The sequence below is a fragment of the Spelaeicoccus albus genome (assembly GCF_013409065.1).
Lineage (GTDB): Bacteria > Actinomycetota > Actinomycetes > Actinomycetales > Brevibacteriaceae > Spelaeicoccus > Spelaeicoccus albus.
Map to the genome: position 1 here is coordinate 2,848,375 of NZ_JACBZP010000001.1, position 24,598 is coordinate 2,872,972.

The window sequence follows — 24,598 nt, forward strand, 5'->3', positions numbered from 1 at the left end:
TTATTTCGTGGTGCAAATCGTGTGTGTCGGTCACTTGAACAGGTAGATGACGATGAACAGACCGATCCAGACCACATCGACGAAATGCCAGTAGTACGACACGACGATTGCGGATGTGGCCTCCGGGTGGCCGAACTTCTTGGCGGCGAAGCCTCGACCGATGATCATCAAGAATGCAATCAAGCCGCCCGTGACGTGCAATGCGTGGAAGCCGGTCGTCAAGTAGAACACCGAGCCGTAGCCGTTCGACGCCAACGTGATGCCGTCGGAGACCATGTTCGCGTATTCCGTCACCTGGCCGCTGACGAAGATGGCACCGAGCACGAAAGTCAGCGCAAACCATTCGATCATGCCCCATTTGGCGACATTGAATCGTCCACCGGTGCGGAAGACCTGGAAGCGCTCGGCGGCGAAAACGCCGAACTGACACGTGAACGAGCTTGATACCAGGATCAGTGTGTTGACCGTCGCGTACGGCACTTCCAGCTTCGGTGTCTCGCTTGCCCACATGTCGGGCACGACAGAGCGAAGTGTGAAGTACATGGCGAACAAACCAGCAAAGAACATGAGCTCGCTGGAGAGCCAGACGACGGTACCCACGGATACGGTATTCGGCCGATTCACCGTTGGGTGTGCGGGCGCGTTTGCGGAAGCTGTGGCAGTTGACACGCCTTTATTATTACGGGTCTTCGGGTCGGAAGCATCACCGACCCCACCACTTTTGCCGGTTTTTTCTACGACGTGTAGCGAAAACCGCGAAAACACGCGGTTCTCAGCATCTGACTTAGGTAATCCTAAGTGATGCAACTTAGGTAACCCTTAGTGAATAATGCGGTTTCCATGTGAGTCCGCTGCGTGAACGGACCCGCCGCTTGCCGCACGCTGTCGATAGCATGAATGATCGGATCTCACGCACCATCACTACAGGAGTCAACGTGGCCAAGAGTCGAAAAGTTCCCGACGCCTCGGACGACGGCAGGACCTGGCCGGGGATTCTCTCCGCATTGCTGGCCGCCGAGGATCTCAGTGCCGAGGACGCTGCATGGGCCATGAACAGTTCGATGTCGGGAGAGGCCACCGACGCGCAGATTGCGGGATTCCTGATGGCGCTGCGGGCCAAGGGCGAAACCGTCGAGGAACTTTACGGCCTGTCCACGGCGATGATGAACCACGCCGTGGCCCTGGACGGCTTGTCCGACAGTGTCGACATCGTGGGCACCGGCGGGGACCGCGCACGGACCGTGAACATCTCCACGACAGCCGCGATAGTTATTGCGGCTTGCGGCGAGCGCGTGGTCAAGCACGGCAATCGAGCCTCATCGTCGAAGTCGGGTGCCGCCGACGTCCTCGAGGTGCTCGGGGTGAATTTGGATTTGACGCCGGACGACGTGGCCCGGGTCGCCCGCGACGTGGGCATCACTTTTTGTTTCGCGCAGGTGTTTCACCCGGCGTTCCGGTTTGCCGGTCCGGCTCGGCGAGATCTTGGAGTGCCGACGGCATTCAACTTGCTTGGTCCACTGACGAACCCGGCCCGGGCGTCCAGCACCGCGGTGGGCGTGGCCGACCTGCAGATGGCTCCGCTCATTGCCGGCGTGCTGGGACGGCGTGGTATCGACGGATTGGTGTTCCGTGGGGACAACGGCCTCGACGAACTCACGACGACGTCCACCAGCGATATCTGGGAAGTGCGTTCGGGTGCTGTCGAGCACAGCCGTTTCGACCCTGCCGATCTGGGGTTGGCAACTGCCACGATCGAGGATCTGCGCGGCGCTGACGCTGCTTTCAACGCTCGGGTGACTCGGGGAGTCCTGGCCGGCGAACATTCCCCGGTACGCGAAACCGTGTTGCTCAATGCGGCAGCCGGGCTTGTGGCAGCCGAACGCGGCACGGGGAGCGAGCCGTTGATGGAACGTCTCGGGCGGGCGTATGACCGTGCGGCCGGCGCAATCGACGACGGTGCCGCTACATCGGTGTTGGATAGGTGGATCACTAGCACTCGCTGACGACTTGTTCCTCGGCCGGCCCCGGAGAACGGGGGAGTGACGGCCTAGTCGGAGAGGCCGATGTCGAAGGCCGCCGCCAGGTCGTGCTGCGAGTACGCCTTGTAGGCGATGTGCGTGGTGGTTGACGTGACTCCGTCGACCTTGGACATGTGGTCGGCAATGACATCGGCCAAGGCATCGTGCCGGCGAACCCGCACGATGGCGATCAGGTCGTAATCGCCTGTGACCGAGTAAACCTCACTGACCCCGTCGACTTCGGCGAGTTCGGTCGCCGTTTCCGGGATGTGGTCGACGGACGTGGTGATGAGCACGATGGCGGTGATCATGGGGTTCCTTCCGGACTGGTTGCTGTCGGGGTGGTTGCTGTCGGGGTGGTTGCTGTCGGGCTGGTGTCGCCGGCTGAACCGACGGTGTGTGACCCCAGCGTAGCGAGGACGGACGGCGCCGACGTCCGCGCGCAGGCAAGCTCGCCCTCGACCTCGATCAAACGGACGCCGGGCTCGCCCAGCCATCGAGCCACCAGCGCCGACTCGCCGGGCAGGGCAGCGGTACGCGGCTGGATGGGCCGCTCCGCATGCTCGGCTGTGGCGTTAAGCCCGGCCAACACGTCATAAGGATTCTCGTGGCGGGCGCAGACGGCAGTGCCGGCCAACCGCCCGTAGCGGACCACTGCGATCTCCCACCCGCCGTCCGGCGTCCGCCGAGCCGCAGCGAGATGCGGACACGTGGCAAGCATGCGTGCTTCGTCGGTCTTGACGACGGCATGCAGGTATGACAACAGTCGATCGCGCGCCGTTGCCGCCTCTTCATATCGCCACGACGCCGATAGCGACTTGATGCGTGATCGGGCGGCAGCCACAACCTGTTCGACGTCGCCGCACATTGCCCGTCGTACCTGGTCGGCAGTCAGCGCGTATTCGGCCGGATCCGTCACTCCGGCGCACGGGCCGCCGCATTTGCCGAGTTGCGCAGCCGCGCACGGGGGCCCGCCGACCGGCGTACGGCAGCGGCGCAAGGCGAACGCATCGTGCAACGCGTCGACGCACGCGACGGCCGCGGCATGTGACGAGAACGGGCCGAGATACCGGGCGCCGGCAGCAGAATCGTCGCGCACGTCGCGCACTATCGACAGTCTCGGGAACGTCTCGGTAGTCAACTTGACCCACGGGGCGCGCTCGGGCATCTTGTCGCGACGGTTGTATGGCGGTTTGTGCTCGGCGATCAGACGGAGCTCGCGCACGCCGGCTTCGAGAATCGTGGGACAGACCAGGGGCGTGACCTTGTTGGCGATGCGCACCATCTCACCCATCCGGGAACGGGTCTCCGAACCGGTGAAGTAGTTCTTCACGCGCATCCGGATATTGCCCGACGTGCCGACATAGAGCACCCGTGACGACGCGTCCGTGAACAGGTACACGCCGGGCGAGTCCGGAAGGTCGGCCGCCAAGTAGCTCTTGCTGCGAGTGGCAGCCGTGACCGTCGAAGTCACACCGGCGAGCTCTTCAAGGGTGTCGACGCCCTGGCTGCCGAGCCTGCCGATCAATCCGTGCAGCACATCGACTGTTGCGCGCGCATCTGCGAGAGCCCGATGATCCGGCGTCGTTGCAGCGCCGAAATGGGCAGCCAGCGTGGCGAGTTTATGATTGCGGACCTCGTCGCGGGGGACGACCGCGCGAGCGACTTTGACGGTGTCGACGGTCTTGAAACCGGGCCAAGGAATTTGGAGCTTGCCGGCGGCCGATTTGAGGAAGCCGATGTCGAACGGGGCGTTGTGGGCGACGAGCACGCAGCCGTGCGCGAATTCGAAGAACATCGGCAGGACGGCGCCGATCGCGGGCGCATCGGACACCATCGCGTTCGTGATACCCGTCAAGGTCGTGACAAACGGCGAGATCCTGTCGCCGCCCGGGTTGACCAGCGTTTGGAATTCTCCCAAAGGCTCGCCGCCGCGTACTTTGACGGCACCGATCTCCGTGATGGCGCTCGTAGCTGCCCGCGTGCCGGTCGTCTCGAGATCGACAACGACGAACGTGGTACCGAACAACGGAGTACCCAGGTCGTCGATTCGCAGTTGCTCGTGCAGCAGATCGGTCCGGCTGTGCATGGCACAAGCTTGTCACTTCTCACCGACAACCGTCAGATTGCGGGCGTTGTCGGTGCCGGCGCCTAGTGTCTTCTCACGTGAGGGAACCGCATCGCCGACCGTCGGCGATACCGGCTCCGCACGGATGACGACAGCAACCGGTAAACAACCGGTCGGTGACAACCGGCCGATCGGGTGAGTGGGAGGCACAGTGATGATTGTCGAATGCCGGCAGTGCGCCGACGGCACGTGCGCCGCGGACGGCGGCTGCCTTGTCGCCGCGTTCGCCGCACTCGAACCGAATCGGCTCGAGCAGCCGGAGCGGCCCGAGTGGATCCTCGAAGCCCCCGAGGCGTTCGACGCGCGCGAAATTGAGGCGTTGGCAGTGCTTTCGGATGCCGGGCTGGTGCCGGCCCTGGTCCCGCCCCTGGCACCGGTCATGCCGGCGTCCGGCGCGACGACCGGGCCGGAGCCGGACGACGTGTTCTGGCCGGCCGACACCGCGTATCGAGACGTCGGCTGACCATCGGAGCGGCCGCCGACGGGGCGAGGCCGACGACACGGACGGCGGAGTCCGTGCGCGCCCCGGCCCAACCGCCGATACGGTAGAGCGTATGACTCGTCTTAGCTCATATGCGCTGACCATCGGTGTGGATATCGGCGGCACCAAGATCGCGATGGCGGTCGTTGACGGCGATGGCCGCATCATCGATAAGCATCGCGTCGATACTCCTGCTTCCGATGCGTCGGAAATACGGCAGGCCATCGCCGAGGGCGTGCGCAAGCTGCGCGAAAAGCACCGAGTCATGGCGGTAGGGGTAGCGGCGGCCGGTTTCGTCGACTCGGCACGGTCGACGGTGTTGTTCGCGCCGAACATCAATTGGCGTAACGAGGATCTGAAAACCGAGTTGGAAAAGGAGCTGTCCTTGCCGATCGTTGTCGAAAACGATGCGAACGCGGCAGGGTGGGCCGAATTCCAGTTCGGCGGCGGCCGGCATGTCGACAATATGGCGCTGTTGACGATCGGGACCGGGCTCGGCGGCGCCCTCGTGGTCGACGGCCACTTGATCCGCGGTGCTTACGGTGTCGCTGCCGAGTTGGGCCACCTACGACTCGTGCCCGACGGCCTTCATTGCGGTTGCGGCAACAGGGGATGCTGGGAGCAGTATGCGTCGGGGAACGCCCTGACGCGCGAAGCACGGCTGCTGGCCAAGCACAGCCCCGCGTTGGCCGGTGCCCTGCTGGAAGCGGCCGGCGGGGACGCCGACGACATCACCGGCGAGATCGTGTCGGCGGCGGCACGGGACGGCGACGGGCCGGCAAGCGAGCTCTTGGCCGATTTGGGCGGCTGGCTCGGCCTGGGCGTTGCACAGTTGGCGACAATTATGGATCCGGCCGTCGTCGTGATCGGCGGCGGTGCGTCGGCCGCTTCGGATTTCATGATTCCGGCCGCCATGGACGCGTATCGTCGAAATTTGCCGGCGCGCGGCCAGCACCCCGAGCTGACGATCAACGTGGCCGAACTCGCTAATGACGCCGGTGTCATCGGCGCCGCCGACCTGGCTCGGACTCACTGACCGTGGCCGACCAGCAAAGCGATTTGCGTCCATCCAGGAAGGTGCTCGAACGCGGCCTGGCCGTCGGCATCGACATTGGGGGTACAAAAGTGCTCGGCGGCATCGTCGACGTCGACGGCACGATCCTGGCAACCTGCCGGAAGTCGACCCCCGGACGTGATGTAGCGGCCGTCGAGAACACGCTGGCCGCCGTCGTCGCCGAACTCGTGGACTCACGCGACATCGTGGCGCTCGGTATCGGCGCGGCCGGATGGATAGACGGGACCGGATCGACGGTGATGTTCTCGCCGCACCTGGCATGGCGCAACGAGCCGCTGCGTGAATCGCTGCAAGCACGGCTCGGCAGGCCGGTACTTGTCGAGAACGACGCCAATGCCGCCGCGTGGGCCGAAAGCCGCTTTGGTGCCGGCACGGGCGAGTCCCGCATGCTGTGCCTGACGCTTGGCACCGGAATCGGCGGCGGCATCGTGATGGATGGGCGGATCGAACGCGGCAGATTCGGCGCGGCCGGCGAGTTCGGCCACATGGTCATAGTTCCGGACGGACACCGGTGCGAATGCGGTAACCGCGGATGTCTCGAACAGTACGCGTCCGGAAACGCGCTGGGCCGCGAGGCCCGCGAGTTGGCGCGAGCCGGATCGCCGATGGTGCACGAGATCGTGCGCCGGGTGGACGGCGATGTCGACGCCATCACGGGACAAGTCGTGGCAGAAGCGGCGTTGGACGACGATCCGGGAGCGAGGAACTTGTTTGCGGACGTCGGCGCGTGGCTCGGCCTGGGGCTTGCCAATCTTGCAGCGGCGTACGATCCGGGACGATTTGTCATCGGCGGCGGAGTCAGCGCTACCGGCGAGCTATTACTCGAACCCACACGACAGAGTTTTGCCCGCAATCTCACGGGCCGCGGTTATCGCCCGGCTGCCGGCGTCGTGCACGCACAGCTGGGTCCGGAGGCCGGCTTGGTCGGCGCGGCCGACTTGGCGCGCCGAGCGGTCACCGACGCGTAAGCCACGACTCACACGACCGCGCCGTCATCGTCGTCATCGCGGTGATCCGGCATCGACATGATCAACCCGGCCACTCCGCCGATGAATGCGCCAATGGCGATAAGGATCGTGTATCCCGGCGCATTGTGCCAAAACAACACGACGAACAATACGTAGAGCGGCGCACAAACGGCGCCGATCCAACACAGCACCAACGCCGGCGGCGACTCGCGCCAGCCGAGAGGCGGCGGCTCGGGCGGCTCGTACGATCCCTCATCGTCCTCATCGAGTTCCTCGGGCTCGACCCGGGGGTTCGGCAGCCACAACAAGTCGCCATCGGACGGATGGGCGTCATCCGACGCCGGATCGTCGTCAGCCGGCTGATCGGGACCGGGGGCGTCGGTCAGCCAGAGTCTGTCGAGCTCCTCATCGGAGATCCGGCCGAGTTCTTCATCGGCGTCCGGGCCGAGTCCCTCGTCACCACCGGCCGTGCGGCCGTCGTCCGCGGCCGGCAAATCGTGCCCGGCGGCCGGTTCCTCGTCCTCCAGACGCGCAACCAGCGAGCGCCACTCCTTGTCGAAGTCCGGCTCTTCGTAGTCCCGTCCCGCCATGCTCATCGGCTCAGCCTGTCGATGAAGGCGAGCGACCGGTCGATGATGAGGGGCGCGTCATTGTCGAGGGTGGCCACGTGCAGACTGTTCTGCAGCACGACCTCCTCGGTATCTGCCGAAGCGGTCCGGTCGAGGATCAGCGCGGACGACCGGGCCGGCACGACGTGGTCGACGCGGGAACGGAACACCAGGAGCGGCGCCGTCACGAGATCCAATTTGGCAACGGTGCGTCGAAACAGTTTTGTCATGCTGCGGGTGGCTCGCAACGGGGTGCGCTCGTAAGCGTGCTCGGTCTGCCCGGGCTTTTTGATGTCGTCGCCGATTGCCGGGATCGATGCCTTCACCCATTGCAGTGCCGGCAGCAACGGTAGCAATGGATCGGACAGCGCGATGGCGGGATTGACAAGGACGACGCCCGCGACGGTCGGCGTGTCGGCAGCAAGGTCCAAAGCAAGGCAGCCGCCCATGGACAAGCCGCACACGAAGACGTGATCGCACCGGGCGGCCAACTGGTCGTACGCGGAACGGGTAGCGGCCTGCCAGGCCCGAAATGGGGTTCGCGCCAGATCGCGCCAGTTCGTCCCGTGCCCGGGAAGCAGCGGAAGCCGGACGGCGAACCCGCGGGCCGCATACGCGTCGGCGAGCGGGCGCATCGCGTATGGCACGCCGGTGAACCCGTGGAGGACGAGTACGCCGATCCGCGCGCCGTCGCCGGTTCCGTCGAACGCGAACGGTTCGCGGAACTCGGAAAGTTGCATAGGTTTAGTCTGCCATGGTGCCGTGCTCAAGTACTCTGCCCGATTTCGAACGTGTCAGACTTGCACGGTAGACAAACGCGCCTCGGCGTAGCGCAAGTCGAAGGAGACAGGTGTTTTATTGGCTTTTGAAGCGGATCTTCCTCGGTCCGCTGTTGCGCGTGACGTTTCGGCCATGGGTGCGCGGTTTGGACAATATTCCGGATACCGGCGGAGCAATGATCGCCGGCAATCACCTGTCGTTTTCCGATTCGATATTTCTGCCGTTGGTCGTTGCGCGTCCCGTCGTCTATTTGGCGAAGAAGGACTATTTCACCGGCAGGGGAGTCAAGGGCGGTTTCACGCGCTGGTTTTTCAAAGTGACCAATCAGCTGCCCATGGATCGTTCCGGCGGCAAGGCGTCGGCCGACTCGCTCGGCGGGGGTCTGGGCGTATTGACGGAGGGCAATCTGCTCGGAATATATCCGGAAGGGACCAGGAGCCCGGACGGGCGACTTTACCGCGGCCGCACCGGCGTTGCGCGGCTCGCGCTCGAAGCCCGCGTACCGGTCATCCCGGTCGCCTTGATCGGTACTGACAAAGTGCAACCGGAGGGCAGGAACATTCCGCACGTGCGCCGGGTCGGCGTGGTGATCGGTCGTCCGCTCGACTTTTCCCGGTATCACGGGATGGAGGGCGACCGGTTCGTGCTGCGCGCCATCACCGACGAGATCATGTACGAGATCATGCGGTTGTCCGGGCAGGAGTACGTCGACATGTACGCCTCTACCGCAAAAAAGCGGCTCGCCCCCGAAAAAGGCCGCGGACGCCGTCCGAAGGACGCTCCCGGCGAGGGCCCCGACGCGCCCGGTGTGGAGCCCGAGCGGGACGACAAATAACGTCCGAACCGCGACACGCCGGAGGGGTCGGACGGACCGGTCGTTGATTCCACGGCGTAATAACCGTAGGTTCTAATCAGTAACGCCCTTGGTTTCTCTCGCATCCGCGTTCGACTTTCAGCTAGTCTGGGTACTGTAGTACGCGAGTGCGAAGGCACTTCCCTATGGGGGCGAGGAGAAGGAGGAGTCGGTGTGAACCGCTCAGGCGAAGAGACAGCCAGCCCCCGGCACGTGCCGACGCAGGCGCAGGGGCTGCTCTTTGACGAAGATTTGCCCGTCCTCGACGACGAGGTGGGCTACCGTGGCCCGACGGCCTGCGGGGCCGCCGGCATCACATACCGCCAGCTCGACTACTGGGCCCGAACCGGGCTGGTCGTCCCGGCCGTCCGCGGCGCCGCCGGGTCCGGAAGTCAGCGACTCTACAGCTTCCGAGACATCTTGGTGCTCAAGGTCGTCAAAAGACTTCTCGACACCGGCGTCTCATTGCAGCAGATCCGCTCGGCCGTGTCGCATCTGCGCGAACGCGGCGTCGACGATTTGGCACAGATCACGCTGATGTCGGACGGCGCGAGCGTGTACGAATGCACGTCCGCCGACGAAGTCATCGACTTGCTGCAAGGCGGCCAAGGGGTCTTTGGAATCGCCGTCGGGCGGGTTTGGCGCGAGGTTGAAGGCAGCCTGTCCGATCTGCCCAGCGAGCGCGCGGAGGAAATTCCCGCAGAAATGGACGAACTCGCCAAGCGGCGCGAAGCCCGCAAGATCGGCTGAACGAAGCCGGCACAGGATGCCGCGTGCTCCCATTGCGGGGCGACGCGGCATTTTTGCGACCGGAACGTCCGGCAGGCGCACTCGTCCGGTGTCGACCGCGGGCTAACGACGGCGCAGGCTAACGGCGACCGCGCAGGCGCCCGGTTCGTAGCGCACGGTCGAGCATTGAGTCGAAGATGCCCGACAGATCGGCCGACGTCTTGCCCGGCCATTGGTGAATAGGCCGCCCCGACCCTTGAGCTTGTTGCAGCACGCTTCGCTCGGGCACCTGCGGATTCAACACCAGCGGGCCGAACATGTCTTTGAGCTCCTTCACGCGGTACTGATGTTCCGTCGAACGCGGCCTGACGCGGTTGACGACGATGCCCAGCGGCTGCAGATTGGGGGCTACTCGCTGTCGGAGTTCGTCGGCGGCCCGGAGCGCACGATCGGTTGCTGCGACCGAAAAGAGCCCGGGCTCGGTGACGACGGCGACACGCTGGCTGGCGGTCAGTGCCGTCCGGGTGAGCCCGCCCAACGACGGAGGGCAATCGATGAGCACGAGCTGGTACAGATGTTCGACCTTCTTCAACGCCTCATCGAGACGGCGCAATCCGCGGTCGGAAAGGGTCGGGCGGTCGAATTCGGCCGATCGCGGCGATCCGGGCAGCACGTCGAGGGCGTGCGGCTTATCGGCAGACCATCCGCTCGGGATGATTGCGGCGTCCAGAAATTTCTGCCGCGGAGACGCTAAAACGTCGGACACGTCATGGTCGCGTCCGGCCTCGATATCAAGACCTGTTGTCGCGTCCGCTTGCGGATCCATGTCGACGACGAGCGTGGGAATGCCGCGCGCAAAAGCCGCCGACGCCAGACCCGAGGTGACGGACGTCTTGCCGACGCCGCCCTTCAAACTGCTCACACTTAAAACCAGCACAGCAATTACGGTACCGAACATGTAGGCTTGAGGTTGCTGTTGACCCCGCGCGGGAGAGTCCCGGGGCAGGAAACAGTCTCGGGCGCCGAAGGGGCAACACTCCCCGTCAAGCTCTCAGGCATCCAAGACCGCACGGGTCAGGCGACGCTGAAATGAAGCATGACAGCGGGGGAGGCCTCATTGACCGTACTGAATTAAGGTTGCCTCCACATGACGCACGACACCGAGACTTTCGCACAATTCGCCGACCGTCACATCGGCCTGGATGACATAACGACGGCGCGTGTCACCGAGCAAATCGGCTTCTCGGATCTGGACTCGTTCACGGACGCCGTGGTCCCGACGCGCATTCGCGGAGACGAGGGGCTGGACCTCCCGCCTGCCGCATCCGAAGCCGAAGCGTTGGCGGAGCTGCGCACCATCGCCGGCCGCAACACCGTGAACACGTCGTTCATCGGCCAGGGCTACTACGGTACGTACACGCCGGCTGTCATCCGCCGGAACGTCTTTGAAAACCCCGCCTGGTACACCGCGTACACGCCGTACCAGCCCGAGATCTCGCAAGGCCGCCTCGAAGCGCTGCTCAACTTTCAGACGGCTGTCGCCGACTTGTCCGGCCTGGACATCGCGAACGCGTCAATGCTGGACGAGGCGACAGCGGCAGCCGAAGCCATGACACTGCTCCGGCGTGCCAACCGGAAAGCACCGGCCGACTCGGTCTTCGTCGTCGACAGCGATATCTTCGCGTCGACGCTCGCCGTGATCCGTACCCGTGCCGAAGCGCTCGGCATCGGTTTGGCCGTCGAGGACCTCAGCGCCGGAACGATCGCGCACGAGAACTACTTTGGCGTACTGCTGCAGTACCCGGCGGCGTCCGGCACGGTTACCGATCCGACGCCCGTCATCGAATCGGCGCATGAGCACGGGGCCGGCGTAGCCGTCGCGGCCGACCTGCTGGCGTTGACACTGCTGACGTCGCCGGGCGAGATGGGCGCCGACGTCTGCATCGGAAATTCGCAACGGTTCGGCGTACCGATGGGGTACGGCGGCCCGCACGCGGGCTACATGGCCGTGCGAGAGGGCCTGCAGCGGTCATTGCCGGGTCGCCTGGTCGGGGTCTCCGAGGACAACGTCGGCAGGCCCGCCTACCGACTCGCCCTGCAGACCCGCGAACAGCACATCCGCCGCGAAAAGGCCACATCCAATATCTGCACTGCGCAGGTACTCCTGGCCGTCATGGCCGGCTTGTACGCCGCCTACCACGGGCCCGCCGGCCTGCGCCGCATCGCCGGCCTGGTGCACGCCCGCGCCGTCCGGCTTGCCGCCGGTATTGCCGAACTCGGCCTGACCGTGACGACTCCGCGTTTCTTCGACACCATCCAGCTCTCCGCACCGGGCAAGGCGACCGAACTCGCCGACGCCGCCCACGATGCAGGCTGTCTGGTCTTCCGCGCCGACGACGACACGGTGCGCGTCTCCACCGATGAGACGACGTCCGGCGCCGATATCGACAGGCTGCTCGGAGCCTTCGCCACCGTGACGAAGGGGAAGGCACACGCTGCCGACGCAGGCAACGACCTCGAACCGGACTTCGATTTCGGTGGTTTGTCGCGCACCAGCGAGTACCTCTCGCATCCCGTGTTCCACGTGCACAGGTCGGAAACCCAGATGCTGCGGTATCTCCGGACGCTGGCGGACAAGGATTACGCATTGGACCGGGGCATGATCCCGCTCGGCTCGTGCACCATGAAGCTCAACGCCGCCGCCGAGATGGAACCGGTGAGCTGGCCGGAATTCGCCAACCTGCACCCGCTGGCGCCGGCGGCCGACACGGCCGGCATGGTGGCCCTGATCGAACAACTCGAAGGCTGGCTGGCCGAGATCACCGGGTACGACACCGTCACGGTTCAGCCGAACGCCGGCAGCCAGGGCGAACTGGCCGGATTGCTGGCCATCCGCGCTTACCATGAATCGCGCGGCGATACCGACCGCACCGTTTGCCTGATCCCGGCGTCCGCGCACGGTACGAACGCGGCCAGCGCCGTCATGGCCGGGCTCAAGGTGTCAGTGGTGGCGACTGACGAATTCGGCAACGTCGACATGGACGATCTGAAATCCAAGATCGACGAACATCACGATCGCTTGGCCGCCATCATGATCACGTATCCCTCGACCCACGGCGTGTTCGAGGAAACGATCTCGGACATCTGCGATCAAGTGCACGGCGCCGGGGGACAGGTGTACCTCGACGGTGCGAACCTGAACGCGCTGATGGGGCTGGCGAAGCCGGGCCGCTTCGGCGGCGACGTTTCGCATTTGAACCTGCACAAGACGTTCTGCATCCCGCACGGCGGTGGCGGCCCCGGAGTGGGCCCGATCGGCGTCCGCGAGCATCTTGCGCCGTTCCTGCCGGGGGCCGGCACCGTCGGTCCGGTGTCGGGGGCGAGATACGGTTCGGCTTCGATCCTGCCGATCTCCTGGGCATATATCCGCATGATGGGCCCCGACGGCCTGAAACGCAGCAGCCAATCGGCAATCGCCGCGGCAAACTATGTTGCGGGACGTCTCGGCAGCCATTATCCGCTGCTGTACACGGGATCGGACGGGCACGTCGCGCACGAATGCATTTTGGACCTTCGCCAGATCACCAAGGAAACCGGTATCACCGTCGACGATGTGGCCAAACGGCTCATCGACTACGGTTTTCACGCGCCGACCATGTCGTTCCCGGTGGCCGGCACGCTGATGGTCGAGCCGACCGAGAGCGAGGATCTGGGCGAGCTGGACAGGTTCGTGGACGCGATGATCTCGATCCGCGCCGAAATCAGCGACGTCGCAAAGGGAGCGTGGCGCGCCGACGACAACCCGCTCACGAATGCTCCGCACACTGCCGAGGCCGCGATTGGGCAGTGGACGCACCCATACGAGCGGACGCTGGGCGTGTTCCCGGCCGGCGTGAACCCGTCGACGAAATACTGGGCGCCGGTCGGACGGATCGACGGCGCCTACGGCGACCGCAATCTGGTCTGCTCGTGCCCGCCCGTTGAGGACCTCGCCGAAGTCTGAGCGCAGAGTCTGAAAGCAGGCGGACGGCCGGCTACCCGACCCGCACGGCTCCTACCCGGGAGCCGTGCGGCGTCTTTTCGATCTCGATGCTCGACACGATCCTGTCCTTCATTTCACGCACGTGCGAGATCACGCCGACCGCGCGGCCGCCGGCGCGTAGACCGTCCAGCGTATCGAGGACAAGCTCGAGGCTCTGCTCGTCGAGACTGCCGAACCCTTCGTCGATGAACAAGGTCTCCAGGTCGACGCCGCCCGATTCGGCCTGGACCACGTCGGCCAGGCCCAATGCGAGCGCCAACGAAGCTTGGAACGATTCGCCGCCCGACAAGGTACGCGGATCACGGGACATGCCCGTGTGCGCGTCGAGTACCTCAAGTCCAAGGCCGGACAATCGTCCGTGACCGGCGCGCGTATCGGTATGGCGAATGCTGTACCGGCCTTCGCTCATAACCAGCAATCGGCTTGACGCCGCATCGGCGACAGCTTCGAGCCTGGCCGCCAACACGTACGTGGACAGGCTCATCCGCAAATCGTTCCCGGTGCGGCCGCGAGCGAGCTCGGACAGCCGGTACGTCAAGTTGTAATGGTCCAGCACGGAGTCTGCCGACACTGTCGCGTCGTCGAATTCGGCTTTGATCGACGTGACGGCGTTCAACGCCTTGTCGACAACTGCGCGACGTTCGATGGCCGCCCGGTGTGATGCATCGGCCACAGCCAAGCGTTTTTCGGCCGCCTCGCGTTCGACGTCGGTGGGTGCCGTCGTCCCGTCCAAACGTTCCCGTGCCGCGGCCACCAGGTCCGGTTCGCCTGCGCGCGTGCGAAGTTCGGCTGCTCGCTCGCGCGCATCGTCCTGGCGCGTGCGAGCGTCATCTTCGTCCCGCTCGTTCAGAAGGGCGGCGCGGACGGCGTCCAGTCCGGCGAACTGCGCTGCGTCGGCGGCTTCCTCGGCCTTCCTGCGCGCGCTCTCGGCTCGCTCCCTGTCGGCACGCACCGCGGCCGCGGCGGATTGGAGCGCTTCCAGCGCCTCAACGCGCGTCGTCGCGGTTTGGATGGCTTCATCGACCGGTGTCTCGCCGACGATGGAGTTCCGCTTGTCTTCGAAGCGCTGGTTTTGACGATCCAGGTCGTGTCGCTCCCGGCCGGTCTCGGCAATCGCGTCGTTCCGGGTGCGGATCGCCTCGGCAAGCCGCTCGAGTTCGGTATCGGCGGCAGTGATCTCATCGGTCAGCTGTCGCAGACGAGCCTGCGCGTCCGTGCTTGCTTGCTGTCGCTGCACCGCCTCGTCGCGATGGTGCAGTGCGGCGTCCGTATCGGCGTCGCCGGCGCGGGCCATGGCTTCGCTCAGGCGCTCACGAGTGTTGCTCACCGCATCGGAGGCCCGTCGGCGCGCTTCGTCGGCGGCGGCCGCGACCGCTTCGGCCTCCTTCTCGGCCGAGGAGTCGATCGCATCGGCCGAACGGACGGCCGGCGCCGGATGACTTGTCGACCCGCAGACCGGACAGGGACGGTCGTCCTCGAGATCGGCGGACAGCTCGCTGGCCATACTGGAAAGCCGCCGCTCCCGGACGTCCAGATATTCGTCACGGCGACGCTGGGCGTCGTCCGTGGCGGACCGCAATGCTTGTTCCGCTTCTTGAAGGTCCGCGCGCAACGTGTCGGCCGTGCGCGCGGCCGCGAGGGCGGATTCTGCTCGCCGGGCCTCAGCGTCAAGCGCTGCGGCTCCCGCCGCGAGATCGCGTAACCCGTCGCGGGACGCCGTCAGTTCGGAGCGCCGCGTCGACAGCTCGTCGTGCGAGGCGCTGTCGTCGTCCCGGAGCTTCGTCTGATCGGCCATTCGCTTGGCGGAGGCGTCGGCCAGGGAGCGCCGTTCGGTGTAGTTCTTTTCCTCGGCGCGCAGATCGGCAAGACGGACCAGTTCGGCGCGAACGGCGTCGATATCGGACGAAAGCGTCTCATCGGCCGTGCGTCCGGCGGCGTCTTCGGCGGCCTTGAGAGCGCGACGGCTCTCATCGAGACCGGCCTTGGCAGTATCGAATAAATCCAGGCGGGAGCGCGCTCCGACGGCGCGCCGATGCTTTGCCAGGGCATCCCGATCGGCGTCGCGCTCGGCCCGCGCGTCGTCGAATTGCTGCTGATCGCGTTCGAGTTCGTCGAGGCGGGCGTGCCGGGCGACGCGCGCTTCCAAATCGTCCCGCGCGCGCCGGGCCGCGGCGAGGCCGGACGCCGTCTCGTCGGCGGCCGGCCGTGCGCGAGAAAGGATACCGGCGAGTTGCTCGCGCACCGTGCCGATATAAGTCCGTGCGGCGCCCAGGTCGCCGCGCTTCGGGAGCTCGGTCGGGTCGCCGGGCCCCGGGTCCGCAGCTTCATCGGCGTGCACGACGCCGTCTGCCGCATTGCCGGCACCCGGAGCGGTTTCGCCGGCGCCCTCGGCGGCCTGCCTGGTCCGGGCGACGAGTTCGTCGACTGCGTCCCGCAGTCCGGTCACGGCGTCCTCGGCGTCGGAGTGCCGGTCGGCCAGCTGCGTCTCGATCCGGGAGAACCTGTCGGTGACGAACAATTGTTGCAACAGTTCGGCGCGCTGCCGGGACTCGGCTTTCAAGAAGTTGGCGAAATCGCCCTGCGGAAGCATGACGACGCGGGTGAACTGCTCAACTTTCATGCCGAGCAGCGCGGTGATTTGAAGCGCGGTCTCCTTGTGATCGCGCGTGCCTTCAAGCCATTCCCCGTCGACTTTCTCGCGCAGCATCGACCGGGCCGGTTCGCGTGTCGTACCGGTGCCGCGTTTGACGGGGCGTCGCCATTCGGGAGATCTGGTGACTTCGAAGCGTCGGCCCCGGGCAGTGAATTCCAGCGTGACTTCCGGGGCCGCGTTTTCGGCGGCATGGTCGCTGCGCAGCCGTTTGGCTTCTTGCCGTGCGCCGGGGACGGATGCGTACAACGCGTAGCACACGGCGTCCAGCACGCTCGTTTTACCGGCGCCGGTCGGGCCGTGCAACAAGAACAGACCGTTCTCGGTGAGTTCGTCGAAGTCGATCTCGACGGTGTCGGCGAACGGACCGAACGCAGTGATCTGCAGGCGGTGAAGTCTCATAGGTCGGCGTCCGCCGTCCGCGCTTCTTCGACGGCCGTGCGCAATTCGTCGAGCTCTTGCTCGGTCGCCTCCTCGCCGGACACGTGCGCGATGAATCCTGCGCACACGTCCACATCAGTCGTCGCAGCGGCCAGCCGTTTGGCATAGCTGACCGTGCGACCCGAGTCGACACGCTCGGCAAACGCCAACTGGACGATATGAGGGAAACGCTCGCGCAGTCGTTCCAGGGCGCCGTGCGTGCGTGTCGTGTCCGTGAGAGTGACCGACACGAACGCGTCCTCGGCCCACGCGTAGCTGTCGCTTTCGAGCAGGTCGGCCAATTCGCCGGTCAGCACGGCCAGCCGACGGTACTCGGGTGCGTCAACGGCCGCGACGGCCGCGACGCCGCCGGCGTCCAAATCAATGAGCCAACCGCCCTTGCCCTGGGCTGCCTCGGAAAACGAATACGGCAGCGGCGACCCGGAATACCGGACAGTCTCGCTAATCCTCTGTCGGCCGTGCAAATGGCCGAGCGCGGCGTAGTCGAAGCCGTCGAACAACGCGGACGAAACCGAGCATACGCCGCCGACGCCGATATCGCGTTCGGAATCGCTCGGCTCGCCGCCCGTGACGAACGCGTGCGCGATCACGATCGACCGGCCGACGTCCGGTCTGTCGCTGAGGTCCGCCCGAATTCGGTCGAGCGCGGCCGTGAGCACTGCATGGTGGGACCGCTCATCGGCGTCAAGAAGCTCCCACGTCAGAGCGGGCTCGAGGTAGGGGATTCCGTAAAAGGCGACGGGACCGTCCTCGTCCGAAACGATGAGGGGCCGCTCGATATCGGCCAGCCGCGTGCGCAGGGAAACGCCGGAATTCTCGATGAGACGGCCGGCGAATCCAAGTCGCCTCGCCGAGTCGTGGTTGCCGCTGGTGACTATCGCGGTAGCACCGGCCCCGGTGATCCGCCCGAGCGCGTCGTCGAGCAGGTCGACCATATCGGGCGGCGGGAGTGCCCTGTCGTACACATCGCCCGCGACGATGACGACGTCAACGTGCTCCCGTGTGATCGTGTCGACGAGGAAGTCGATGAATGCGCGCTGCGCATCGGCGAGGCCGACGCCGTGAAACGACCGGCCCAGGTGCCAATCGGACGTGTGCAGAATGCGCATAATCCGACCCTAGCGGCCCGTACCGACACCGTTCACGGGAAGGCCGAGCAGCAGGGTCTCCGGATCCTCCCGGAGCGTGCGGAACCCCAGGTGGCGGTAAAACCCGACGGCATGCGGATTCGCAGCCGAGACACCGAGATGGACTCCGGCAACGCCGCGTGAGGCGAGTTCGCCCGTGAACGCGTCAATGAGCCGGCGTCCGGCCCCCGAGCCTTGAGCCCGGGGAAGCAAATCGATGTGCAGATGCGCCGGGTAGTCGCCCGTTTGCTGCGGATCCGCGGTGGGCGGTGCGTGGAGGAGCCGGATCAGCCGGGCGTCGTGTGCTTCGGCGGTCGATGCCGCCGTGTCGGAACCGGTTCCCGTTCGCGCGTCGCGTGCCGGGCTCGGATACCGATTGCGCAGGTCCGGCCACCAGGCGCGTTCGGCCCATCGTTCGAAACTCGGCGAGTCGGCGGCCCCGAGAATGTAGCCGGCGACACCGTCGTCGTCCGCCGCAACGAAGCCGAATGCCGTGTCGCCGGTGAGATAGGGGCCGGCAAAGACGTGCCCGACGAGGTCGGGATCGGCGTAGTACTCGCTGGCATCGGCGCCGTTCAACGCCGTCCGGAGGCAGATCCGGTACAGCGCCGGCATGTCGTGGATGGTTGCCGGGCGAATTTTCAACACGGTTACGAGTCTAAGGGTGTGGAAAAAGCGGTGGCGGCGCGGCGGGGGCGGCCGATAGCGTGGCCGGATGACTTCTTTACGGCCGGTGGCGCTCATCACCGGTGTCGGCCGCACCGTCGGAATCGGCGCGGGAATCGCCGAGCGGCTGGCGAGCGCCGGGTGGGACATTGCCACGACTCACCTCGAAGCGTACGACGACAGGATGCCGTGGGGCCGAAAGCCCGGGGACGTCGAGGCCGTTCACGCACGATTGCGAGACGCCGGTGCGGCAAGCGTGGCAATCGAGGCCGACCTTTCCGATATCGCAGCGCCGGCACGCGTCATTGACGAGGCGACGTCCAGGCTGGGCCGGGTGTCGGCATTGATTTTGAGTCACTGCGAGAGCGTTGATTCTTCGCTGATGGATACCTCGGTGGAGTCGTTCGACAGACATTTCGCCGTGAACGTCCGTGCATCGATGCTGCTCATCCAGGAGTTCAGCAGGCGTTTGGGGCGACCGGCCGCCAATGCGGATCCGGCCGGCCGGATCGTGGCGTTGACCAGTGACCACGTGGTGAACAATCTGCCGTACGGGGCCAGCAAGGGCGCCTTGGACCGGTTGGTCATCGGGGCCTCCCGCGAGCTTGGCGATCAAGGCGTCACGGCCAATGTCATCAACCCCGGGCCGGTGGATACGGGATGGATGACGACTGAAATGGCCGACGCCGTCCGCGCGGAGACGCCGGCGGGGCGGCTGGGCACGCCGTCCGACGTTGCGAACCTTGTCGCGTTCCTGTGCTCGGCCGCCGGCGGATGGGTGAACGGCCAATTGCTCCATTCCGACGGGGGTTGGAGCGTCAAAGGGGGTTAACCGGGCAGTCCTTCACGATCCGGCCGGCCTTCCCGCCGCCGAGTGGCCGCGAACGGCTGTTGCGCTTTGCCGAGTGGTGGCGAACGGCTGCGAAATCGCTGATTTCGCAGCCGTTCGCCACCACTCGGCGGGAGAGGGTGACCGTTCACCGCCACTCGGAGAGGGCTGGGGTCGGCTAACCGAGGTCGTTGTCGATGCGGGAGGTCTGCCAATCGGCCGGCCCCGTCGACCCGGCCGGATATTCTTGAAGGGGTACCGTGTTCCTCGACCATGCCCGGAGGACCGGCTCGACGATCCTCCAGCACACCTCGGCGGTGTCCCCGCGCACCGACAGCAACGGATCGCCCGTAATCACGCCTTCGAGGACTTCGCCGTACGGCAGGAGGTCGGTGTCGTTGAGCCGCGTTTGCATGGCGACGCGATCCAAGGAGAAAACATCGCCCGGGCCGTTCACGTCGATTTCCAGCTGCAAGCTGTCCGGGCCGAAGCCGATCCGCAGCCGAGTCGGCTCGTCCTGACCGGTGAACCCGGTCGGCAAGTGCGGTACCGGGCGGAAGGTGATGATCGCTTCCTTCTTCGTTTGGCGCACGGACTTGCCCGACCGGAGGATGAACGGGACACCGGCCCATCGCCAGTTGTTGATCGAGACCTCGATCTCCGCCAGCGTTTCGGTGTCGCGATCCGGATCCACGCCCGGTTCATCGACGTAATCGGGCACCCGACGACGTCCGATCTTACCGGCCGTGTACCGGGCGCGTCGGGTTGACGTCGCGTAGTCGGGTTCGACGGTCGCGGCTCGCAACACGCTGCTGATCCGGTCGCGAAGGTCGCGTTCGTCCAAGGTCGCGGGCGCGTCCATTGCCAAGATGGCCATCACTTCGAGGAGGTGGCTTTGAATCATGTCGCGTAGCGCGCCGGCCTTATCGTAATAGCCGGCACGACCTTCCAACGTCAGATCCTCGTCGTAAAAGATTTCCACCTTGGCGATATGCGAACTGTTCCACACCGGCTCGAACAGTCGATTGGAAAACCGCAGCCCCAGAATGTTGAGCACTGTGCCTTTTCCGAGGAAATGATCCACCCGATGGATATGATCCTCGTCGACCAAAGACCCGAGCGTGTCGTTCAATTTGCGTGCTGACTTCTCATTCGAGCCGAACGGCTTTTCCAAAACGAGCCGGGTACCGGCCGGCAGCTCGTCGGCAGTCAGCACTTCACACGCCTTTTGGCTGATGGCCGGCGGAAGCGCAAAGTAAATGGCCACCGGCCCGTCGAGCGACTGCAGCAGCTCGGCGAGTTCGCCCTTCTTCGTGACGTCGATGCGGTGGTAGTGCGAGTCGGAGGAGACCTTGTCCAACGTCTTTTGCGCGCGGACGCCGGGCGAGTCCGTCCCGTCGGCGAACGACTTCGCTACTCGCTTGCGCCATTTGTCGTCCGACCAGTCGTCGGCACCGGCGCCTTCGAGTTTGAGCCCGTTGGCCCTCCCGGAGGCGAGCAGTCGGCCGAGGCCGGGCAGCAGCAGGCGACCGGTCAGATCGCCGGAGGCACCGAGGATCAGCAGGGTGGTGACGCCCGCGGACGTCGTGGAAGCGGTTTTCGTTTTGGTAGCCACGTCTACAAGGGTGCCACTAATCGTCCGGGAGGGCAGAGCGTCGGCCGAGCCGGAACGGTTCCCAAAACTCGGACGGAGTGTTAAGGATCGCGCGGTGTCGTATACGGTTCTTCTCGTAGCGTTTGTGGCTCGAACGCGCAGGCCGGGATAGAAGTCCAAACGATCTGCAGGAGTTGCTCTTACACATGTTCTCGAAGATTTTGGTCGCGAATAGGGGCGAGATCGCCGTTCGCGCGTTCCGTGCCGCTTATGAGGTCGGTGCGCGCACCGTGGCCGTGTTCCCGTATGAGGATCGCAATTCCGAACACCGGATGAAGGCCGACGAGGCTTACCAGATCGGATCGGAAGGGCATCCCGTTCGCGCCTACCTCAACGTCGACGAGATCCTGCGGGTCGCTGTCGAATGCGGCGCGGACGCCGTGTACCCGGGCTACGGGTTCCTGTCCGAAAACCCCGACCTGGCGCGTGCGTGCGAAGCCGCTGGGATCACGTTCATCGGTCCGCCCGCGTCGGTGCTCGAACTGGCCGGCAACAAGGTGCAAGCGCTGCGGGCGGCGAAGAACGCCGGAATTCCCGTGCTGGAGTCCACCACGCCGTCCGCCGATCTGGACGAGTTGCTCAGCGCCGCGGAAGGGATGGAATACCCGTTGTTCGCCAAGGCGGTCGCCGGCGGAGGCGGCCGCGGCATGCGGCGTGTCGCAGCACCGGAGGACCTGCGGGACGCGCTCGAATCGGCCATGCGCGAGGCCGATAGCGCCTTCGGCGATCCGACCATGTTCATCGAACAAGCGGTGCAGCGGCCGCGGCACATCGAGGTGCAGGTACTCGCCGATTCACACAGCAATGCCATCCACTTGTACGAGCGCGACTGCTCGGTGCAGCGTCGGCATCAAAAGGTCGTCGAGATCGCTCCGGCGCCGAACCTGGACGACGACGTCCGCGCGGCTTTGCACAGCGACGCCTTGAAATTCGCCGAAGCGCTTGGCTACCAGAACGCGGGCACCGTCGAGTTCCTGCTCGAGACCAAAGGCCCTCGGGCCGGCAAGCACGTGTTCATCGAGATGAATCCGCGCATCCAGGTCGAGCACACGGTGACCGAGGAAGTCACGAGCATCGACCTCGTGCAGTCGCAAATGCGGATCGCGGCAGGGGAGTCCCTCGCGGACCTCGGGTTGACTCAGGACGACGTCCGGGTCGGCGGAGCAGCGCTGCAGTGCCGCATCACGACGGAAGATCCGGCCAACGGGTTCCGCCCGGACACCGGCATGATCACCGCCTACCGGTCGGCCGGCGGCGCCGGCGTGCGCCTGGACGGCGGGACCGTGCATGCCGGTGCCGAGATCAGCGCCCATTTCGATTCGATGCTCGTGAAGCTCACGTGCCGCGGACGCACCTTTGACATTGCGGTCGGACGTGCCAAGCGCGCGCTCGCCGAGTTCCGCATTCGCGGCGTCAGCACGAACATCAGCTTCCTGCGTGCCGTGCTCGATGATCCGTCGTTCGCGGCCGGTGACTTGTCGACGGCGTTCATCGAAGAGCGACCCGAACTGCTGAAGGCCCGCGTGAGCGCCGACCGCGGCACGAAACTGCTGACGTGGCTGGCCGATGTGACGGTGAACCAGCCGAACGGCGCTGCGCCGGTGACACTCAATCCGGCCGACAAGCTCCCGGAGGGCGTCGACTTGTCCAAGCCGGCTCCGGACGGGGCCCGGCAGCGGCTGGCCGAGCTCGGTCCGCAGAAGTTCGCCGAGGACCTGCGCGCCCGCACGGCGCTGGCCGTCACCGAGACGACTTTTCGCGATGCCCATCAGTCGCTGTTGGCGACCCGCGTACGCAGCCGAGATCTGCTGGCAGTGGCGCCGTACGTCTCCCGCCTGACTCCCGAACTGCTGAGCATCGAGTGCTGGGGCGGGGCCACCTACGACGTGGCATTGCGCTTCCTCGGCGAAGATCCGTGGGAACGGCTTGCCGGACTGCGTGAGAGCGCACCGAATATGGCGTTGCAAATGCTGCTGCGAGGCCGCAACACCGTTGGCTACACGCCGTACCCGACCGAGGTGACGGACGCGTTCGTCGCGGAAGCCGCATCGACGGGGATCGACATCTTCCGCATCTTCGACGCGCTGAACGACGTGTCCCAGATGCGTCCGGCCATCGACGCCGTCCGGGCCACCGATTCGGCGGTCGCCGAGGTCGCCCTGTGCTACACGGGCGACTTGGGAAACCCGGGCGAGAAACTGTACACGCTGGACTACTACCTGCGGCTTGCCGAAGAAATCGTGGACGCCGGCGCACACGTGTTGGCAATCAAGGACATGGCCGGTCTTTTACGCGCTCCTGCGGCATATACGCTGGTCAGCGCGCTGCGGGAACGCTTCGACCTGCCGGTGCATCTGCACACTCACGACACGGCCGGCGGTCAGCTTGCCACCTTGGCTGCGGCCGCCCGCGCCGGCGTCGATGCCGTTGACGCCGCGAGCGCCGCCATGTCGGGTACGACAAGCCAGCCGTCGCTGTCGTCGCTCGTGGCCGCATTCGAGCACACCGACCGCGATACCGGCCTGTCACTGGACAAGGTCGGCGAGCTCGAACCGTATTGGGAAGCCGTCCGGCGGGTGTACGCCCCGTTCGAATCCGGCCTTCCCGGACCGACCGGGCGCGTGTACAACCACGAAATTCCCGGCGGACAGTTGTCGAATCTTCGTCAACAGGCGGTGGCGCTGGGGCTCGGTGAGAAGTTCGAAGAGATCGAACGCATGTACGAGGCAGCCGATCGGATCCTCGGGCACTTGGTCAAGGTGACTCCGTCGTCCAAGGTCGTCGGCGATCTGGCCTTGCACCTTGTCGCGGTGGACGCCGATCCGAAGGAGTTCGAGGAGAACCCGGCATCGTTCGACATCCCGGATTCGGTGATCGGATTCTTGTCCGGTGATCTCGGCGTGCCCCCGGGCGGGTGGCCCGAGCCGTTCCGCACCAAGGCGTTGGACGGTCGACGGGTCAAGCCCGCCGAAGCTGAGTTGTCCAGCGACGACAAGACGCTGCTGGCGGAACCCGGACCCGAACGTCGGACGGCGCTGAACCGGCTGCTGTTCCCCGGGCCCGCCAAGGAATTCGAACGGGTGCGCGACACCTTCGGCGATACGTCGGTGCTTGAGACCGTGGACTACCTGTACGGCTTGCGGGAAAACTCCGAGCACGTCATCCGGCTCGAAAAGGGCGTCGCTCTGCTTGCCGGGCTGGAAGCCGTCGGGGCGCCGGACGAACGCGGCATGCGCACCGTCATGTGCACCCTGAACGGGCAGCTGCGTCCATTGAGCGTGCGCGACGACTCCGTTGCCGTCGACGCCAAGACAGCCGAGCGGGCGAACCCTGCTGTGCCCGGCCATGTTGCGGCGCCGTTCGCGGGCGTCGTCACGCTTGTGGTCGGGGAGGGCGACACCGTCGAAGCGGGCGGAACCGTGGCAACCATCGAGGCCATGAAGATGGAGGCGTCAATCACGTCGGCGGTGGGCGGAACCGTCTCGCGTCTTGCCCTGAGCGACGTGTCGCAGGTCGAAGGCGGAGACCTGGTCGTGGTGGTCGAGTAGC

Annotated in this window: 19 protein-coding genes and 1 riboswitch; of the genes, 9 read left to right on the forward strand and 10 right to left on the reverse strand. The window is 65.6% G+C overall.

The annotated features are described in order from the left end of the window. Positions 1-30: 30 nt before the first annotated feature. Entirely contained in the window at positions 31-669 is a 639-nt protein-coding gene (ctaE, locus tag BJY26_RS13245) for an aa3-type cytochrome oxidase subunit III (protein WP_179428708.1), read from the reverse strand. Positions 670-935: 266 nt separating this feature from the next. On the opposite strand from ctaE, the gene trpD reads away from it, so the two are divergent. Continuing rightward, positions 936-2,003 (forward strand): anthranilate phosphoribosyltransferase, encoded by a 1,068-nt coding sequence (gene trpD / locus BJY26_RS13250; protein ID WP_372465393.1) that lies wholly within the window; start codon positions 936-938, stop codon positions 2,001-2,003. 44 nt (positions 2,004-2,047) lie between these two features. Here trpD and BJY26_RS13255 read toward each other — a convergent pair whose 3' ends face one another. Together BJY26_RS13255 and BJY26_RS13260 are read right to left on the reverse strand one after the other, a co-directional pair. Continuing rightward, complete coding sequence (locus BJY26_RS13255) at positions 2,048-2,329, reverse strand: Lrp/AsnC family transcriptional regulator (protein ID WP_179428710.1); 282 nt, start codon at positions 2,327-2,329, stop codon at positions 2,048-2,050. After that, entirely contained in the window at positions 2,326-4,107 is a 1,782-nt protein-coding gene (locus BJY26_RS13260) for a DEDD exonuclease domain-containing protein (protein ID WP_179428711.1), read from the reverse strand. Before BJY26_RS13260 ends, BJY26_RS13255 begins: the two co-directional genes overlap by 4 nt. Positions 4,108-4,297: 190 nt before the next feature. Here BJY26_RS13260 and BJY26_RS13265 point away from each other — a divergent pair, with 190 nt between their 5' ends. The 3 genes from BJY26_RS13265 to BJY26_RS13275 all read left to right on the forward strand — a co-directional run bounded on the left by BJY26_RS13265 (position 4,298) and on the right by BJY26_RS13275 (position 6,670). Continuing rightward, complete coding sequence (locus BJY26_RS13265) at positions 4,298-4,609, forward strand: hypothetical protein (RefSeq protein ID WP_179428712.1); 312 nt, start codon at positions 4,298-4,300, stop codon at positions 4,607-4,609. 91 nt (positions 4,610-4,700) lie between these two features. Further along, complete coding sequence (locus BJY26_RS13270; protein ID WP_179428713.1) at positions 4,701-5,663, forward strand: ROK family glucokinase; 963 nt, start codon at positions 4,701-4,703, stop codon at positions 5,661-5,663. Positions 5,664-5,686: 23 nt separating this feature from the next. Continuing rightward, positions 5,687-6,670 (forward strand): ROK family glucokinase, encoded by a 984-nt coding sequence (locus BJY26_RS13275; RefSeq protein ID WP_237249160.1) that lies wholly within the window; start codon positions 5,687-5,689, stop codon positions 6,668-6,670. 8 nt (positions 6,671-6,678) lie between these two features. On the opposite strand, the gene BJY26_RS13280 is transcribed toward BJY26_RS13275, so the two are convergent. After that, a complete protein-coding gene (locus BJY26_RS13280; RefSeq protein WP_179428714.1) occupies positions 6,679-7,266 on the reverse strand; it encodes a hypothetical protein in 588 nt (195 codons plus the stop codon). Beyond that, entirely contained in the window at positions 7,263-8,018 is a 756-nt protein-coding gene (locus BJY26_RS13285; RefSeq protein ID WP_179428715.1) for an alpha/beta hydrolase, read from the reverse strand. The genes BJY26_RS13280 and BJY26_RS13285 overlap by 4 nt, the downstream gene beginning before the upstream one ends. 110 nt (positions 8,019-8,128) lie before the next feature. Here BJY26_RS13285 and BJY26_RS13290 point away from each other — a divergent pair, with 110 nt between their 5' ends. Both BJY26_RS13290 and BJY26_RS13295 read left to right on the forward strand, forming a co-directional pair. Then, positions 8,129-8,893 (forward strand): lysophospholipid acyltransferase family protein, encoded by a 765-nt coding sequence (locus BJY26_RS13290; protein ID WP_179428716.1) that lies wholly within the window; start codon positions 8,129-8,131, stop codon positions 8,891-8,893. Between the two features lie 192 nt (positions 8,894-9,085). After that, on the forward strand, positions 9,086-9,661 hold the full coding sequence (locus tag BJY26_RS13295; protein ID WP_179428717.1) for a MerR family transcriptional regulator: 576 nt from the start codon (positions 9,086-9,088) through the stop codon (positions 9,659-9,661). A 118-nt stretch (positions 9,662-9,779) separates the two neighbouring features. Here BJY26_RS13295 and BJY26_RS13300 read toward each other — a convergent pair whose 3' ends face one another. Beyond that, the gene (locus tag BJY26_RS13300; RefSeq protein WP_179428718.1) at positions 9,780-10,577 is read right to left on the reverse strand and encodes a ParA family protein; all 798 of its coding nucleotides are present in this window, start codon (positions 10,575-10,577) and stop codon (positions 9,780-9,782) included. A 40-nt stretch (positions 10,578-10,617) separates the two neighbouring features. Then, positions 10,618-10,718: riboswitch (glycine riboswitch) on the forward strand. Positions 10,719-10,787: 69 nt separating this feature from the next. Here BJY26_RS13300 and gcvP point away from each other — a divergent pair. Next, entirely contained in the window at positions 10,788-13,643 is a 2,856-nt protein-coding gene (gene gcvP / locus BJY26_RS13305) for an aminomethyl-transferring glycine dehydrogenase (protein WP_179428719.1), read from the forward strand. Positions 13,644-13,674: 31 nt separating this feature from the next. Here gcvP and BJY26_RS13310 read toward each other — a convergent pair whose 3' ends face one another. From BJY26_RS13310 to BJY26_RS13320, 3 genes are read right to left on the reverse strand one after another with little or no spacing between them, the layout of a single operon-like run. Next, entirely contained in the window at positions 13,675-16,734 is a 3,060-nt protein-coding gene (locus BJY26_RS13310) for an AAA family ATPase (RefSeq protein WP_179428720.1), read from the reverse strand. Beyond that, positions 16,731-17,882, reverse strand: coding sequence for an exonuclease SbcCD subunit D (locus BJY26_RS13315; protein ID WP_179428721.1), 1,152 nt, complete (start codon positions 17,880-17,882; stop codon positions 16,731-16,733). Before BJY26_RS13315 ends, BJY26_RS13310 begins: the two co-directional genes overlap by 4 nt. A gap of 9 nt (positions 17,883-17,891) precedes the next feature. Continuing rightward, a complete protein-coding gene (locus tag BJY26_RS13320) occupies positions 17,892-18,548 on the reverse strand; it encodes a GNAT family N-acetyltransferase (protein ID WP_237249159.1) in 657 nt (218 codons plus the stop codon). Positions 18,549-18,615: 67 nt separating this feature from the next. On the opposite strand from BJY26_RS13320, the gene BJY26_RS13325 reads away from it, so the two are divergent. Then, the gene (locus tag BJY26_RS13325; protein WP_179428722.1) at positions 18,616-19,398 is read left to right on the forward strand and encodes an SDR family oxidoreductase; all 783 of its coding nucleotides are present in this window, start codon (positions 18,616-18,618) and stop codon (positions 19,396-19,398) included. 175 nt (positions 19,399-19,573) lie between these two features. On the opposite strand, the gene BJY26_RS13330 is transcribed toward BJY26_RS13325, so the two are convergent. Next, a complete protein-coding gene (locus tag BJY26_RS13330; protein WP_237249158.1) occupies positions 19,574-21,010 on the reverse strand; it encodes a glucose-6-phosphate dehydrogenase in 1,437 nt (478 codons plus the stop codon). Between the two features lie 185 nt (positions 21,011-21,195). Here BJY26_RS13330 and BJY26_RS13335 point away from each other — a divergent pair, with 185 nt between their 5' ends. Beyond that, entirely contained in the window at positions 21,196-24,597 is a 3,402-nt protein-coding gene (locus BJY26_RS13335; protein ID WP_179428723.1) for a pyruvate carboxylase, read from the forward strand. The last annotated feature ends 1 nt before the right edge of the window (position 24,598 follow it).

Coding starts and splice junctions, on each gene's coding strand:
- BJY26_RS13335 (WP_179428723.1), top strand. CDS start 21,196: ATGTTCTCGAAGATTTTGGTCGCGAATAGGGGCGAGATCGCCGTTCGC.
- BJY26_RS13280 (WP_179428714.1), bottom strand. CDS start 7,266: ATGAGCATGGCGGGACGGGACTACGAAGAGCCGGACTTCGACAAGGAG.
- BJY26_RS13260 (WP_179428711.1), bottom strand. CDS start 4,107: ATGCACAGCCGGACCGATCTGCTGCACGAGCAACTGCGAATCGACGAC.
- gcvP (WP_179428719.1), top strand. CDS start 10,788: ATGACGCACGACACCGAGACTTTCGCACAATTCGCCGACCGTCACATC.
- BJY26_RS13325 (WP_179428722.1), top strand. CDS start 18,616: ATGACTTCTTTACGGCCGGTGGCGCTCATCACCGGTGTCGGCCGCACC.
- BJY26_RS13270 (WP_179428713.1), top strand. CDS start 4,701: ATGACTCGTCTTAGCTCATATGCGCTGACCATCGGTGTGGATATCGGC.
- BJY26_RS13285 (WP_179428715.1), bottom strand. CDS start 8,018: ATGCAACTTTCCGAGTTCCGCGAACCGTTCGCGTTCGACGGAACCGGC.
- BJY26_RS13315 (WP_179428721.1), bottom strand. CDS start 17,882: ATGCGCATTCTGCACACGTCCGATTGGCACCTGGGCCGGTCGTTTCAC.
- BJY26_RS13255 (WP_179428710.1), bottom strand. CDS start 2,329: ATGATCACCGCCATCGTGCTCATCACCACGTCCGTCGACCACATCCCG.
- BJY26_RS13310 (WP_179428720.1), bottom strand. CDS start 16,734: ATGAGACTTCACCGCCTGCAGATCACTGCGTTCGGTCCGTTCGCCGAC.